This window comes from Herbidospora sakaeratensis (assembly GCF_001570525.1).
Taxonomy (GTDB): Bacteria; Actinomycetota; Actinomycetes; order Streptosporangiales; family Streptosporangiaceae; genus Herbidospora; species Herbidospora sakaeratensis.
Map to the genome: position 1 here is coordinate 115,756 of NZ_BBXC01000013.1, position 14,213 is coordinate 129,968.

The following is a 14,213-nucleotide window of genomic DNA, read 5'->3' on the forward strand; positions in this document are numbered from 1 at the left end:
ACCTGCGTCGACGGGTGAAATTTTCACCGCCTTCTGCGGATTCGCGCAGCGTGCCGCCCGGCCGGGCCGGGTCCTGTTTGACGCTTCTCGTGATGCGGCGTTCGGGTGTGCGGGAACAGCACCCCAGCGACGCCGGAGACGTGATGACGGAAGACCAGAACGAGCCCAGGAGCGGCGGGCTGAGCCGCCGAGCCGTGCTGACCACCATGGGGGCCCTGCCGGTGATCACGGCGGCGTCGGTCGTGGGGGCCTCGGAGGCGGCGGCCGCGACGGCGGTCATCGACCCTGCGACGCAGCGGCAGACGATCCGCGGGTTCGGGGGCATGGCCCACGCCGCGTGGATCGGCGATCTGACGGCGGCGCAGCGGGAGACGGCGTTCGGCACCGGTGAGGGCCGGCTGGGGTTTTCGGTGCTGCGCATCCCCGTGCCGGAGAGCTCGGCCGACTTCAGCCGCGACCTGGCCACCGCCCGGCGCGCGGCCGAACTGGGCGTGCTGGTGTTCGCCTCACCGTGGAACCCGCCCGCCTCGATGATCGAGACCTTCACGCGCGGCAGCCAGACCAACGCCAAACGGCTGCGGTACAACGCCTACGCCGCCTACGCCCAGCACCTGAACGACTTCACCACCCACCTGCGCAACAACGGCGTGAACCTGTACGCCATCTCGGTGCAGAACGAGCCTGACTACGCCCACGACTGGACCTGGTGGACCGCTGCGGAGATGCTGCGTTTCCTGCGCGAGAACGCCGGCTCGATCAGCACCCGGGTCATCGCGCCCGAGTCCTTCCAGTACGTCAAGAGCATGTCCGACCCGATCCTGAACGACGCCACCGCGCTGGCCAACGTCGACGTCATCGGCGCCCACCTGTACGGCACCTCCTACGCCAACTTCCCCTACCCGCTGTTCCAGCAGCGCGGCGCGGGCAAGGAGTTGTGGATGACCGAGGTGTATTACCCCAACAGCAGCGACTCGGCCGACCTATGGCCCCAAGCGCTGGACGTGGGCGAGCACATCCACCGCGCCATGGTCGACGCCGAGTTCCAGATGTACGTCTGGTGGTACATCCGGCGCGGCTACGGCCCCATGCGCGAAGACGGCACGGTCAGCAAACGCGGCGCGATGATGGCCCACTACGCCCGCTTCGTCCGCCCCGGCTCGGTCCGCATCGCCGCCACCGCCACCCCCGCCTCCAACGTCTACGTGTCGGCCTACCGCAACGGCACCACGGTCGTCATCGTGGCCGTCAACAAGAACACCTCAGCGGTCAGCCAGCAGTTCACCATCTCCGGCAGCACCGCCACCAGCGCCTCCTCCTGGGTCACCGACGCCAACCGCACCGTCGCCCCGCAGGGCGCCACGGCCATGACGAACGGCTCCCTGACGGTGTCGCTGCCCGCCCGCAGCATCACCACCTTCGTCACCAACGCGGGCCCCGTCCCATCGCCCACGCCCACGCCGTCTCCCAGCGGCGGGACGGGGCAGTTCCGGGTGGCGTACACGATGAACGCCTGGAACAACGGCTTCACCGCCAACATCAGCATCACCAACACCGGCACCTCACCGGTCAACGGCTGGACGCTGGTCTTCACCCTGCCCTCCGGGCAGACGATCACCTCCGGCTGGAACGCCACCTACTCGCCGACGAGCGGCCAGGTCAGCGCCCGCAATGTCAGCCACAACGCCACGCTCGCCCCCGGCGCGACCATCGACGTCGGCTTCCAGGCCACCCACACCGGCAACACCGCCGAACCGGGGGCGTTCACCCTCAACGGCGTGGCCTGCACCGTGATCTGACTCAGGGCTCCGGTTCCCAGCCCTGGGTGTACGCCGACCCGAACCCCGCTTCACCCAGGGCGGCGTGGCCCCGGAGGGTGAGCTCGCGGACCCGGGGATCGGTGTGGTCGTGGGCGCCCCGCAGCCGGGCGGCGGCGCCCAGCAGCACGGCCGCCTCGTGCGGCCGCCCGCGTGCCTCGGCGAGCGCGGCCGCCTGCACCGCCACCAGTGACAGGACCGGCAGCTCCCCGGTGGCCAGCGCCGCCGCGCACGCCTCGCGCAGGGAATGGTCAGCGCCCGGAAGGTCGCCCTGCGCGAGGCGGAGCGCGGTCCGCGCGGTCGCGGCCGAAGCGCGGGCGGTGTCGCCGGGCGACCCCCGTCCGGCGGCGTCGAGCAGCTCGGCGGCCCGGCCGAGGTCGCCGAGCCGGATGCGCAGGTCGGCCTCGCGGGCGTCGATCAGGGCCGGGAGCTCCGCCGACGACGCGTGCGGCGCGCGGTCCCTGGCGGCGGCGAGCAGCGTGAGCGCCTGGTCGGTGTCGCCGCGCCGCACGTGCAGGTCGATCCAGCGCAGGTCGGCGTAGAGCTGGTCGCCGACGCTGAGCGAGCCGAACTCGGCGGCCAGGCTCCTGGCCTCGCGCAGGTCGGCCAGCGCGCCGTCGAGGTCGTCGTAGCGGCGCAGCTGGGCGCGCATCGGCAGGGTGGCGGCCCGGCCCCAGCGGTCGCCGGCCTCGTGGAAGCGGGCCAGGGCCGCCGCCACGTGGACGCGGGTGCGGTCGAGCGCGCCCGCGTTCTCGGTGAGCTCGGCCAGGAACATGTGGGCCAGGCCGGACAACCACACGTCGTCGCCGTCGGCCAGCCGCGCGAAGGCCGCGAGGGCGGCGTCCTTGTCGTACAGGAACAGCAGGATCGGGCCGAACACGCGGTGGTGGCCGGGCAGTTCCGTGTGGGCGAGCAGCCGGCCGGCCAGGTCCCGCTCATCGCCGACGGTGGTCTCCGGGCGCAGGTCGGCGCGGTTGAGCAGGCAGGCGGCCAGCGCGCAGTCGCGTTCGGGAGTCGGCCCGCCGCCGGGCACCGCGAGGGCCTCTTCCAGCCAGTGGGCGGCGTCGGCGTGGCGGGCGAACATCTGCCAGTACCAGATCAGGCTCAGGGCGAGGGCGAGCGCGCCGGGGGAGTCGTGCGTGGCGCACCGGTGGCGCAGGGCGGCCAGGACGTTGTCGTAGTCGGCGCCGACGGCCTTCATGGCCGCGACCTGGCCGTGTCCGCGCAACTCGGGATCGTGGCGGGCCATCAGCCCGGTGAAGTGGGCGGCGGCCAGGTCGCGGGCGACGCCCAGCTCGCCGGTGTCGGCCAGGCGCTCGGCGCCGTACTCGCGGATGGTCTCCAGCATGCGGTGGCGGCCCGGGGCGAGCTGCAGCAGGGACCGGTCGACCAGGGCGGCGAGCAGGTCGGGCACGTCGGCGGCGGCCACGGCGGTGCCCGCGCACACGGCCGCCGCCGACTCGGCGGTGACGCCGCCGGGCAACACGGAGACCCGCGCCGCGACCGTGCGTTCGGGCTCGTCGAGCAGGTCCCAGCTCCACGCGATGACGGCGCGCAGGGTCCGGTGGCGGGGCGGCGCGGTGCGGCTGCCGGCGGTGAGCAGCCGGAACCGGTCGGAGAGGCCGTCGGCCAGGTCGGGCAGCGCCAACGTGCGCAGCCGGGCGGCGGCCAGTTCGAGGGCGAGCGGCAGGCCGTCGAGGCCGCGCACCAGGCGCACGACGTCGGGCAGCGTGGTCTCGTCGAGGTCGAAGCCGGGGCGCACGGCGGCGGCCCGCTCGGTGAACAGGCGGACCGAGGCGGCCGTCCGGGCCTGCTCGACGCCGTCGCCGGGGCCGGGCAGCGCGAGCTCGGCCAGCGGCAGCAGCGCCTCGCCGTCGACCGCGAGGGGTTCGCGGCTGGTGGCGAGCACCCGCAGCCTGGGGCAGCGGGACAGCAGCGCCACGACCAGGTGCGCCACGGGGTCGATCAGGTGCTCGCAGTTGTCGACCAGCAGCAGGCCGTCTCGGTGGGCCAGCTCGCCGACGAGCACGTCGAGCTCGGCCCGTCTGCGGGCGTCGAACATGGTGCCGCGCAGCCCGATCCCGGCCAGCACGGCCGTGACGATCTCCGCCGGTTCGGTGACGGACGCGAGGTCGGCGAGCCAGACGCGCTGCCCGCGACGGCGGGCGGCCTCCAGCGCGAGCCGGGTCTTGCCCGCGCCGCCGGGGCCGACGACCGTGACCAGGCGTCCGGTGGCGAGCAGGGCGTCGATGCGGGCGAGGTCGTCGTCGCGGCCGACGAAGCTGGTCAGCGGCGCGGGCAGGGCGGCCGGGGCGTCCGGCGCGGGGAGGGGCAGGTCGGCGCGCAGCAGGCGCAGGTGGCGGTCGCGCAGGGCGGTGCCCGGGTCGGCTCCCAGGTCGTCGGCCAGGGCCCGGCGGATGTGCTCGTAGACGGTCAGCGCCTCGGCCTGCCGTCCCTGGGCGGCCAGCGCGTCCATCAGCGCCGCGGCCGCCCGCTCGTGCGTCGGCTGCTCGGCCAGCACGCGGGTCAGCCGGTCGGCGGCCGCCTCGGGCAGCCCCAGGGACGTCTCGGCCTCGGCGAGGTCGGCGACCGCCTCGACCGACAACCGCGCCAGCCGGGTCGCGACGGCGGGCGCGACCTCGGCGACGAGCGCCGGTTCGACGCCCGGACGGTCGCCCCACGACGCCACCGCCTCGGCGAGGGCCGAGCGGGCGGCCTCCGGGTCGCCCGCCCGCAACCGCTCCCGGCCGGTGGCGGCCAGTTGTTCGAAGCGCACCGTGTCGACGTCGGCCGGGTCCACCGCCAGCCGGTAGCCGCCCGGCCCCTGCACGACGACGTCACCGGCCGTGCCGGCGGGGTCGAGGGCGCGGCGCAACCGGGAGACGAGGGTCTGCAGGGCGTGGGCCGGCACGCCCGGCGGCCGTTCGGCCCAGATCGCGTCGATCAGGGCGCCGGGCTCGACCGGCCGTCCACCGGCCAGCGCCAGCCGGACGAACAGGCCGCGCAACCGCGCGCCCGGCACCGGCAGGACGGCCGTGCCGCGGGACGCCCGCAGCGCGCCGAGCAGGGTGACGCGCAGCCGCGCCCTCTCGTCCATCCGCCCATCTTCGCGTGCCGCCGTGTGAGCGCGGTGACCGCCTCGTGCGAGCGACCGGCCCCAGGCTGTGCGGACCGTTTCGAATCACAGGAGGAACCATGTCGAACCGAGCAGCGGGGGCGGCGCTCATCGTCAGCGCGGCCGTCTACTTCACCGCCGAGTTCGTCGCCGCGGCGGCGTGGAGCGACCCGCCCTACAGCTACACGCACCACTTCATCAGCAACCTCGGCGTGCACGGCCCGGTGACCGCGTTCGGGCAGTTCATGTACTCGCCGCTGGCGTGGGTGATGAACACCGGCTTCTTCCTGTTCGGCCTCGCCGCGCTGGCCGGCGTCGTGCTGCTGCGTGGGCTGCCCGGCGTCCGCCGGTGGCCGGCGGTGGCGACGGCGGCGCTGCTGGGGGCCGGGGGCGTCGTGCTGGCGTTCTTCCCGGGATCGGGCGAGGCCGACCTGCACGCGGTGGGCGCCTTCCTGGGCTTCATCGGCGGCAACGTGCTCGCGATCCTCCTCGGCGGCCTGGGCCGCCACCTCGGGTTCTCCCGGAGGCTGGGCCGGGTTCTGGTGGCGGCCGGGGTGCTCGGGCTGGCGTTCCTGGTGGGTTACCTGGCGCTGCTCGAATCGGGCGCGGGCCTGCTCATCGGGCTCGTGGAGCGGGGCGTCGTGTATCCGTTCCTGCTCGGCTTCGTGCTGCTGGGCGCGGCCCTGCGGAAGCGCCCGGTCACGGGGTGATCAGGCCGATCCGGTACGCCAGCACGACCGCCTGCACGCGGTCGCGCAGGTCGAGCTTGGTCAGGATCCGGGACACGTAGGTCTTCACGGTCTCCGGCGTGATGAACAACGCGGCGGCGATCTCGGCGTTGGACAACCCGGCCGCCAGCTGCGTCAGCACCTCCAGCTCGCGGCGCGTCAGGACGTCTGCCACGTGGTGGCCGGGGGCGGCGGGGCGCACCCGTTCGGCGTGGCGGCCGATGAGGGCGCGGGTGACGGCGGGGGCCAGCAGGGAGTCGCCCGCCGCGATCGTGCGCACGCCGCCGACGAGCTCGGCCGGGTGGGCGTCCTTCAGCAGGAAACCGCTGGCCCCCGCGCGCAGGGCCTCGTAGACGTACTGGTCGACGTTGAAGGTGGTGACCACGAGGATCTTCGCGGGGTTCGCCGTGCCGGGCCCGGCCAGGCGGCGGGTGGCCTCGATGCCGTCGACGACGGGCATGCAGACGTCCATCACGATCACGTCGGGGTTCAGCCGCCGGGCGGCCTCCACGGCCGCGCGGCCGTCGGCGGCCTCGCCGACCACCTCCATGTCGGGCTGGGCGTCGAAGATGGTGACGTATCCGGCGCGCACCAGCGCCTGGTCTTCGCACACCAGCAGCCGGATCACGCCTCGCCCCTCGACGGGATCAGCGCCCGGACGGTGAACCCGCCCTCGGGGCCCGTTCCTGCGGTCAGCTCGCCGCCGAGCAACCGCAGCCGTTCGCGCAACCCGGCCAGGCCCCGCCCGCCCGGGGTGTCGGCGGGTGTGCCGGCGGGTGTGGCGGCCGGGCCCTCGGTGGTCACCTCGATCTCGACGTGGCCGTCGCCGTGGCGGACCAGCACGGCGGTCGGGCGGCCGGTCGCGTGCTTGAGCGCGTTGGTGAGCGCCTCCTGGACGACCCGGTAGACGGCCAGCTCGACGTCGGCGCCGCGCGCGAGCGGGCGGCCGTGCTCGGTCAGTTCGACGGGCTGGCCGGACGACCGGGCCTGTGCCACCAGGTCGTCCACGGTGCCGAGGGCCGGTGCGCCGGTGGCCTCCAGGACGCCGAGCAGGGAGCGCAGCTCCGTCAGCGCGCGGCGGCCGGTTCCGCTGATCGCCGTGAGCGACTCGCCGGCCCGGTCGGGCGCGCTCTCCAGCAGGTACTGGGCGGCGTCGGCCTGGACCACCATCGCGGTCACGTGGTGGGTGACCACGTCGTGCAGTTCGCGCGCGATCCGGGTCCGCTCGGCGACCACGGCCACCTCGGCCGACAACCGCCGCCGTTCGGCCTCCTCGGCCCGCCATCGGCGCACGCCCGCTCCGGCCGTCCAGATCACCGCCAGCACCGAATAGAACACGAGGAAGTCGGGCACCCGCTGGGGCGAGCCCAGCAGGTGGAGGACCGCCGCCAGCACGGCGTAGGCGGCGGTCGCCGCGAGCACGGTCGTGCGGCGCAGCCGGGTCTGATGGGCGCCGGCGGCGTAGAGCGCCAGGTAGAGGCCGACCGTGCCGAACGTCGGCGGGCAGGCGAGCGTCTGGTGCAGCGCGAACGCGAGGCCGACGACCGCCAGGCAGGCCCCGGGCCACCGGGTGCGCACGGCCATCGGGACGGTCATCGCCAGGGTCAGCGTCACGGCCAGGGCGTCGGACGGCCGCTTGGGCAGGTCGCCGATCTCGGCCCCGATGCCCGCCACGGTCGGCGTGAACGCCAGCAGCGTGAGGAGCGCGGCGAGCAGACCATCCCTCTTGGCGGACACCCGACGAGCCTAACGGCGCGCGCGGCGCAGCATCGCCGCCGCGATCACCAGGCTCACGACGACCGGGACGACCGAGGCCTCCAGCCCGAACCCGCCGCCGGTCAGCCACTCCGGCCCGGAGACGTGCGCGGTCAGCACCCCCTCGGACGGATGGCCGGAGACGGGGATGCCCAGCAGCGCCTCGGCGGCGTTCCACACGAAGTGCAGCCCCACCACGAACCAGATGGTGCGCCGCCACAGGAACGCGGCCCCCAGCAGCACGCCCGCCTCGACGGCGACGGCCACCGAACTCCACAGTGTGGCCCCCGGGTTGGCCAGGTGCAGGAGGCCGAACGACAACGCGGTGACCGCCAGCGCGACCCGGCCGCCGAACCACTCCTCCAGCGCCTGCAGCGCCAGCCCCCGGAAGAGCAGCTCCTCGGTGACGGCCGCGCCGATCGCCACCGCGACCACTGGCAACACGGCCGAAAGGCCGCGCGACCAGGTGAACGAGTAGCCGCCGAAGACCGTGATCACCAGCACCGAGACGAGGACGAACCCGAGGCCGACCGCTCCGCCGGCCAGCATTTCCCGGCCCGCGCCGTGACGTGCCAGTTCGGGCGCGGGACGCCGGGCCACGTACCGCATCACCGCCCAGTAGACGGCCAGGGCGGCCACCGCCGCCACGACGGCGAGCACCGGCCCGCCGGAGGTGAGCGCCGAGACGCCGCCGACGGTGAGCAGGCCGACCGGGAGCCAGATGAGGGGAGATCGCATGGGCAGCACGGTAGGAACACCGGCCGGGGACACGAATCCCCCGTGAGGCGACCACTTCGGGTAGCTCTCACGGGGGATGCGCCGGACGGTCAGCTCACGCTGAAGTCCTTGAAATCGAACTGGCCGGTGACGTTCGCCGCGTGGGACGTGGCGATGAGCCCCGCGTCCTGCCGTTCGGCGACGCCGGGCAGGGTCACGGTCGCGCCGACCTTCGTCCAGGTGGTGCCGTTCTTGGAGTAGTAGCCGCTGACCTGGGCGCCGGTGCGGACGAGCCGGACCCACACCGGCGCGGTGACGCCCGACGCCCCGCTGAAGGAGTCGAGGTAGCCGTTGCCGTTGGCGTCCCACTGGAAGGCCACCCCGTTGCCGGGGGTGGCGACGACGGCCGCGTAGCCCGGCGAGGACGCCGAACCGGTGACGTCGTTGCGCAGCACGACGCCCGCCTTCGCCCAGGCGTTGGTGTTGTCCATGCGGGTGACCTGCGCGGTGACGGTGGCGGTGGCGCCGGCCGCGTCGTCGCGGTAGATCGCCCCGTACTCGTCGAAGGAGCCGCCGGCGTCCTGCCAGATGTCGGTTCCCGAGGTCATGATGACGAACTCCGACCCGGCCTCGGCGAACTGGCTGGGCACCGAGCCGTGCCCCTTCATCGAGGTGAGCGGGTTCAGCGCCGACACGGTGACCGACCGGGTCAGGCTGAAGCCGGCCTGGTCGGCGCGGCCGGTGACGGTCGCCTTCACGTCCGCCCGGCTGACCGGGGTGGACACCGACTCGGGCGCGGTGACCTGCCACGTCTCGCTGTCGGAGACGCCGGAGTCGAGGCCGTAGCGCACGGGCTTGCCGACGCGCTCGGCCCGCCAGCCGCCGGGCACGGCGAGGGCGACGGCGAACTCCGAGGCCCGGCGCGGGCTGAAGTTCCGCACGGTCACGGTGACCTCCGTCGACTCCCCTGCCCGCAACACGGCCGGAGCCGCCGTGAGCGCCGCGCCGACCGGCGGCCGCTGCGCCTCGGGGGCGCCTCGGTGGTCGCCGGTGGGACCGGCCTGGTAGATCACCCGGCTGGCCTCCAGCGGCAGGGTGGCCTCGGTGACGGTGCGGTTCCCCCGCGCGACGTTGCCGCGCTGGCCGTTGGTGATGCCGGTGATCGCGGAGTTGGTGGCGTAGTTGTCGATCAGGGTGAGGTCGCCGGTCCGGTTGCCGTTCTGGTTGTTGGCGTGCGCCCACTGGGCGGCGGTCCGGACGAACACGTTGCGGCTGGCGCTCAGGTAGCGGGAGCCCTCGTCGAAGTAGAGGCCCAGCTGCCCGCTGCCCTCGCAGTAGTTCTCGTCGATGACGCTGCGCGGCATCGCCGACAGGGTGTAGATGCAGCCCGCGTCGAACATGGTCTGCACGACGTTGCGGACGTGGTTGCCGACGACGCGGACGTCGCTCAGGGTCGTCGGCGTGTCGTAGACGGGCTGGAAGTCGTACAGGCCGCGGTTGACGTACTCGGGGCTGCCGCCCGGGTCGTTGGCGCCCCAGCCGTAGCCGAGCCCGATGCCCGTGTACGGCATGTCCGAGACGTAGTTGTGCTCGATCGACAACCGGGTCACGTAGCTGGCGAAGATCGCGTCCTGGTCGAGGTACTCCAGCGCGGTCGCGTAGACGCGGTTGTCACGGATCGAGATGTCGCTGTTGACCATGCGCGGGTCGGAGGGGTGGTGCGCGTCGGGGCGCACGCCGCCGACCATGATCCCGCCGCCCGCGCTCGCGGTGAACGTGCTCCCGACGACCGACACCTTGTGCGCGCCCAGGCCGACGTCGCTGGCGTGCGCGTTGGCGTCGTTGCCGATGCCGAGCGCGAGGGAGCCGAGGTTGGTGAAGGTGTTGCCGGTGAACACGATGTCCTCGGCGGCCGACACCTGGACGGCCGACGCCGACTGGGCCCAGCCGTTGCGGGAGCCCTCGAAGCCCTTGCAGCCGAACGCGCAGGAGGTGAAGGCGTCGGCGGGCCGGTGCGGCTGGACGCCGCTGATGAACACGCCGGTCTGCTGGTTGGCGTAGCCGTCGGAGGTGCTGGGGTGCAACCACGAGGTGCCGGTGAAGGTCAGGTTCTCGAACCGCAGGTTGCGGGCCGGGGCGTCGTAGGTGCCGCCGACCTGGAGCAGCGACTCCAGGCGGGGCAGCTCGACCCGGGCCTCGGACATGTCCTGGCCGGCCAGGGGCTTGTAGTAGAGCACGCCCGCGGTGGTGTCCAGGTACCACTCGCCGGCCTCGTTCAGGAAGCTCTTGGAGTTGAGCAGCGTGAAGGTCCCGGCGCGCAGCGGCTGCTGGATGGCGTCGTAGCCGTAGGTGTTGTTGTTCCAGGCCGGCTGCTGCATGACGACCGTGGTGCCGGTGATGCTCTCGACGGGCGCGAACCGGTTGGTGAACGACAACATCGCCTGGAACTCGATGCGCTTCTGGTCGGGCAGGCCGGCCAGGTAGGACAACGCGGGGTTGTTGACGGTGAAGCCGTTGGCGTTGAACGTGACGTCGCCGCGGGCGAGGCGCAGCCGCGCCTTCTGGGCGAGCTTGCCGTCGACGTACAGCTGGCGGGTGTCGAAGCCGGTGCCGACGGCGGCCCTGTAGACGCCGGTCGCGGCGTCGTCGAGCTCCCAGCCGGTGACGGGCCTGGCGCCGCTGATCACCGGGTGGGCGTCGCGGGCGGCCGTCCAGGTGACGGTCGCGCCCTCGCCGGGGGAGTCCGCCGCGGTCAGGCGCAGCGGCTCGGTCAGCCGGTGGACTCCGTCGAGGAGCTCGACGGTCACGTTGACGTCGCCCTTGGCGAGGGCGGCGCGGACCCGGCGCTGCGCCTCGCCGAGCGTGGCGAGCGGGTCGTCGCGCCGGCCGTCTCCGTTGTCGTCGGCGCCGGCCGCGCCCGTCGGCGCGACCACGATGGTCTGACTGGAAACGGCTGCCTGGGCCGGGACGCATAACGTCCCGGCGACGAGTGCGGTGGCGAGAGCGGCCGCCAGGGCGGAGAGACGCACGGGAGTTCCCTTCTTCCGGTACGAGGGCACTTGGCCCACCGGGGGAACGTAATTCGTATGACGTCTTACGTCAATAAGGAACTCACAAGCGAGCGGCCACCTCCGTGATGGTCGCGGCCCAGATTCCGGACCCCGGATCGATCACCGCGAAGTGGTCGCCGGGCAGCTCCAGATAGGTGACGTCGTCGCCCGCCGCGCGGGCCGCGGCGGCGTAGCGGCGGTTGAAGTCGATCAGGTCGAGGTCGTCGTCCCCGGCCGTCACGACGAGCTGCGGCACGCCGAGCGGCAGGCGGCGCATCGGGTCGGCGGCGGCGTACACGCCGGGGAGGTCGGCGGACGGGCCGCCGAGGGCGTGCGCGACCGCGCCGGCGCCGACGCGGCGGCGTTCGCCCTCGGCGAGGTCGAGCACCCCGGCCAGGGAGACGGCCAGGGAGATCCGGCCGTCGTCGGCGGCGGCGCGCAGGGCGAGCTGGCCGCCCGCCGAGTGGCCGAAGACCACGATGCGATCGGAGTCCACGGCGGCGAGGCCGGCCGCGACGTCGGCGACGGTGGCCGCCCAGCCGTGCCGGTCGGGGCGGCGGTATTCGAGGTTCCAGGCGGCGTAGCCCCGGGCGGCCAGGTCGATCGCGAGGGCGTCCATCAGGTCGGCGGCCCAGATCGAGCGCCAGTAGCCGCCGTGGATCAGCACCGCCGCCGGCGGGCGGCCGCCGTCGTGTCCCGGCGGCAGGCGCAGGTCGGCCCACTGCTCGTCGCCGGGGCCGTAGGCGATGCGCTCGGCGGGGTGCCGCAGCCGGTGCACGGCGTGCCGGATCGCCCAGGCCAGGCCCCAGAGGCCGCGGCCGTACAGGTGAATGGAGCCGGGGGAGACCGCGACCGGGCCGGCGCCGGCGGGGTCGTACCAGACGACGGGGGCGGGGTGCGGCACCGGTTCGCCCACCGCCACCACGGCGTCTCCCGTGGCGTCGAGCCCGGTGACCACGCGGCCCTCGACGCCCAGCTGCCGGAACTCCGACTCGGCGACGCGCCGGACCAGCTCGGGGTCGGCCCTCAGGCCCGGGGTCAGCGCCACCACGATCACCGGGTCCTCCCGAGGAAACGCAGGGCGTTGCCCGACAGCAGCTTGTCCCGCTGTTCCGCGCCGAGGAAGTCCGCCTCGTGCACGACCCGGCCGGCCGGGCGCTCGCCCAGCGGGTAGGGATAGTCGCTGCCGACCATCACCTGGTCGTCGCCCAGGACGTCCACGAGCAGCCGCAGCGCCGCCGGGTCGAACACGACGCTGTCGACGGAGAAGCGGCCGACGTAGTGGCTCGGCGGATGGGCCGACCGGCCGCGCACCACGTCGCCGCGACGGCGCCAGGCGTTGTCGGCGCGGCCGAGCCAGAACGGGAAGCTGCCGCCGCCGTGCGCGAAGCACAACCGCAGCGTCTCCGGCACCTGGTCGAAGACGCCGCCGAGGACGAGCGCCAGCACCGACAGGTGGGTCTCGGCCGGCATGCCGGTCAGCCAGCGCGCCATCCACCGGTCGAGCCGGGGGCCGCCGGGCATGTCCCACGGGTGCACGAAGACCGGCGCGCCGACCTCCGCGCAGTGCCGCAGGAACATCACGACGCCCGCGTCGTCGAGGTCGCGGTCGCCGACGTGGTTGCCGATCTCGACGCCCGCGTGGCCGTCGGCCAGGCAGCGGTCGAGCTCCGCGCACGCCGCCTCCGGGTCCTGGAGCGGAACCTGGCAGAACGGCACCAGCCGGTCGCTCTTCGCGGTCAGCTCCAGCGTGAGGTCGTTGAAGACACGGGCGACCTTCACGGCCTGGTCGGCCGGGCGGTCGTAGGAGAAGAAGACCGGCGTGGGGGAGACGACCTGCACGTCGACGCCGTCGGCGTCCATGTCGGCCAGGCGGGTGCCGGCGTCCCACGCCTCGGCCCCGATCGGGCGGAACTCGGTCTCGCCCACCATGATCATGGCGGCGCGTTCGGAGTCGACGCGGAGCCAGGGCCAGCCCGTGCCGCCGCACCGGGCGGCCAGGTCGGGCCAGCCCTTCGGCACCAGGTGGGTGTGGACGTCGACGACGGGCCCGGCCATCAGCCCTTGCCCGGGTGGAGCGCGCCGCACGCGGCGCAGGTGCGGGCGGCCTCGTCGGCGTAGAACGCCTGGAAGACCGGCGGCAGGTCCTGGACGATGTCGCGGACCTGGAGCTCGACCTCGTGCAGCAGGTTCCCGCAGTCGGGGCAGTACCACTGGAACCTCTCCAGCGTGCCCTCCTCGCGCACCCGCTCGACCACCATGCCGATCGACCCGGCCTCGGGCCGCTGCGGCGAGTGGGGCACGTTCCCCGGCAGCATCCACATCTCGCCCTCGCGGATGTGCACGGTACGCGGCCCTTCCGGCGTCATGAGGTTGACGTGCATGGTGCCCTTGACCTGGTAGAAGAACTCCTCGTAGGGGTCGACGTGGAAGTCGGTGCGCTGGTTGGGGCCGCCCACGACCTGCACGATGAAGTCCGATCCGCCCGGGAACATCTCCTTGTTGCCGACCGGCGGCTTCAGCAGGTGCTTGTTGCCCTCGATCCAGCCGGGGAAGTTCACCGGCTCGGTGATGTCGGTCATTCGTCGACTCCTTCCGGGAGTAGCGCCACGGCCTGTATCTCGATCAGCAGATGGGGATGGGGGAGCTGGTGCACCGCCACGGTGGTGCGGGCGGGCCCGGTCTCGTCGAAGTACTCCGCGTAGACCTCGTTGTAGCCGCCGAAGTCGTTCATGTTCACCAGGTAGGTCGTCACCTGCACCAGGTCGGCCAGGCCCGCCCCGGCGGAGGCGAGGAGGTCGCCGATGTTCTCGATCACCGCCCGGGTCTGCACCCGGATGTCGAGGGAAGTCGTGCCCATCGCGTCGGCGCTCGCGCCCGCGATGCTGTTGTCCGGACGCCGGCTGGAGGTGCCGGAGACGAAGGCGAACCCCCCGGCGACCTTCAGGTGCGGGAACCGCCCGCGCGGGGTCGCCTTACCGGGAACGATCTTGCCCGCGCTCATGAGTCCGCTCCCGGCGCGATCGGCGTGCCG

The 14,213-nt window shown here is 73.7% G+C and carries 11 protein-coding genes; 2 read left to right on the forward strand and 9 right to left on the reverse strand.

Annotation, left to right across the window (positions count from 1 at the left end; genetic code table 11):
• The first annotated feature begins 92 nt into the window (after positions 1–92).
• Positions 93–1,796: a glucuronoarabinoxylan endo-1,4-beta-xylanase XynC gene (gene xynC, locus AW271_RS21695; RefSeq protein ID WP_275935771.1), complete on the forward strand. Its 1,704-nt coding sequence runs from the start codon at positions 93–95 to the stop codon at positions 1,794–1,796.
• Position 1,797: 1 nt separating this feature from the next.
• Here the strand turns inward: xynC and AW271_RS21700 are convergent, their stop codons facing one another.
• Positions 1,798–4,911, reverse strand: a complete 3,114-nt coding sequence (locus AW271_RS21700) for an ATP-binding protein (RefSeq protein ID WP_062339238.1) — start codon at positions 4,909–4,911, stop codon at positions 1,798–1,800.
• Positions 4,912–5,009: 98 nt separating this feature from the next.
• Between AW271_RS21700 and AW271_RS21705 the strand changes: the two genes are divergently transcribed.
• Positions 5,010–5,639, forward strand: a complete 630-nt coding sequence (locus AW271_RS21705; RefSeq protein WP_062339239.1) for a DUF998 domain-containing protein — start codon at positions 5,010–5,012, stop codon at positions 5,637–5,639.
• Here AW271_RS21705 and AW271_RS41540 read toward each other — a convergent pair.
• From AW271_RS41540 to AW271_RS21745, 8 genes are all read right to left on the reverse strand, one after another.
• Complete coding sequence (locus AW271_RS41540; RefSeq protein ID WP_062339240.1) at positions 5,629–6,285, reverse strand: response regulator; 657 nt, start codon at positions 6,283–6,285, stop codon at positions 5,629–5,631. The two genes, AW271_RS21705 and AW271_RS41540, sit on opposite strands and share 11 nt — an antisense overlap.
• Entirely contained in the window at positions 6,282–7,394 is a 1,113-nt protein-coding gene (locus AW271_RS41545; protein ID WP_218008119.1) for a sensor histidine kinase, read from the reverse strand. Before AW271_RS41545 ends, AW271_RS41540 begins: the two co-directional genes overlap by 4 nt.
• A gap of 9 nt (positions 7,395–7,403) precedes the next feature.
• Positions 7,404–8,150 carry a CPBP family intramembrane glutamic endopeptidase gene (locus AW271_RS21720; RefSeq protein WP_062339241.1) on the reverse strand — a complete coding sequence of 249 codons (747 nt, stop codon included), beginning with the start codon at positions 8,148–8,150 and terminating at the stop codon, positions 7,404–7,406.
• Positions 8,151–8,239: 89 nt separating this feature from the next.
• A complete protein-coding gene (locus AW271_RS21725) occupies positions 8,240–11,158 on the reverse strand; it encodes a right-handed parallel beta-helix repeat-containing protein (RefSeq protein ID WP_063818069.1) in 2,919 nt (972 codons plus the stop codon).
• Positions 11,159–11,240: 82 nt separating this feature from the next.
• Complete coding sequence (locus AW271_RS21730) at positions 11,241–12,236, reverse strand: alpha/beta hydrolase family protein (RefSeq protein ID WP_062339242.1); 996 nt, start codon at positions 12,234–12,236, stop codon at positions 11,241–11,243.
• A complete protein-coding gene (locus tag AW271_RS21735; RefSeq protein WP_062339243.1) occupies positions 12,233–13,237 on the reverse strand; it encodes an amidohydrolase family protein in 1,005 nt (334 codons plus the stop codon). The genes AW271_RS21730 and AW271_RS21735 overlap by 4 nt, the downstream gene beginning before the upstream one ends.
• Positions 13,237–13,761, reverse strand: a complete 525-nt coding sequence (locus tag AW271_RS21740; protein ID WP_062339244.1) for a 3-hydroxyanthranilate 3,4-dioxygenase — start codon at positions 13,759–13,761, stop codon at positions 13,237–13,239. Before AW271_RS21740 ends, AW271_RS21735 begins: the two co-directional genes overlap by 1 nt.
• Positions 13,758–14,183: a RidA family protein gene (locus AW271_RS21745; protein WP_062339245.1), complete on the reverse strand. Its 426-nt coding sequence runs from the start codon at positions 14,181–14,183 to the stop codon at positions 13,758–13,760. Before AW271_RS21745 ends, AW271_RS21740 begins: the two co-directional genes overlap by 4 nt.
• Between the last annotated feature and the right edge of the window lie 30 nt (positions 14,184–14,213).

What these genes read in the sequence shown, in the direction of transcription:
- xynC (WP_275935771.1), top strand. Translation starts at nt 93, where the DNA reads ATGCGGCGTTCGGGTGTGCGGGAACAGCACCCCAGCGACGCCGGAGAC.
- AW271_RS21700 (WP_062339238.1), bottom strand. Translation starts at nt 4,911, where the DNA reads ATGGACGAGAGGGCGCGGCTGCGCGTCACCCTGCTCGGCGCGCTGCGG.
- AW271_RS21705 (WP_062339239.1), top strand. Translation starts at nt 5,010, where the DNA reads ATGTCGAACCGAGCAGCGGGGGCGGCGCTCATCGTCAGCGCGGCCGTC.
- AW271_RS21720 (WP_062339241.1), bottom strand. Translation starts at nt 8,150, where the DNA reads ATGCGATCTCCCCTCATCTGGCTCCCGGTCGGCCTGCTCACCGTCGGC.
- AW271_RS21735 (WP_062339243.1), bottom strand. Translation starts at nt 13,237, where the DNA reads ATGGCCGGGCCCGTCGTCGACGTCCACACCCACCTGGTGCCGAAGGGC.
- AW271_RS21740 (WP_062339244.1), bottom strand. Translation starts at nt 13,761, where the DNA reads ATGACCGACATCACCGAGCCGGTGAACTTCCCCGGCTGGATCGAGGGC.
- AW271_RS21745 (WP_062339245.1), bottom strand. Translation starts at nt 14,183, where the DNA reads ATGAGCGCGGGCAAGATCGTTCCCGGTAAGGCGACCCCGCGCGGGCGG.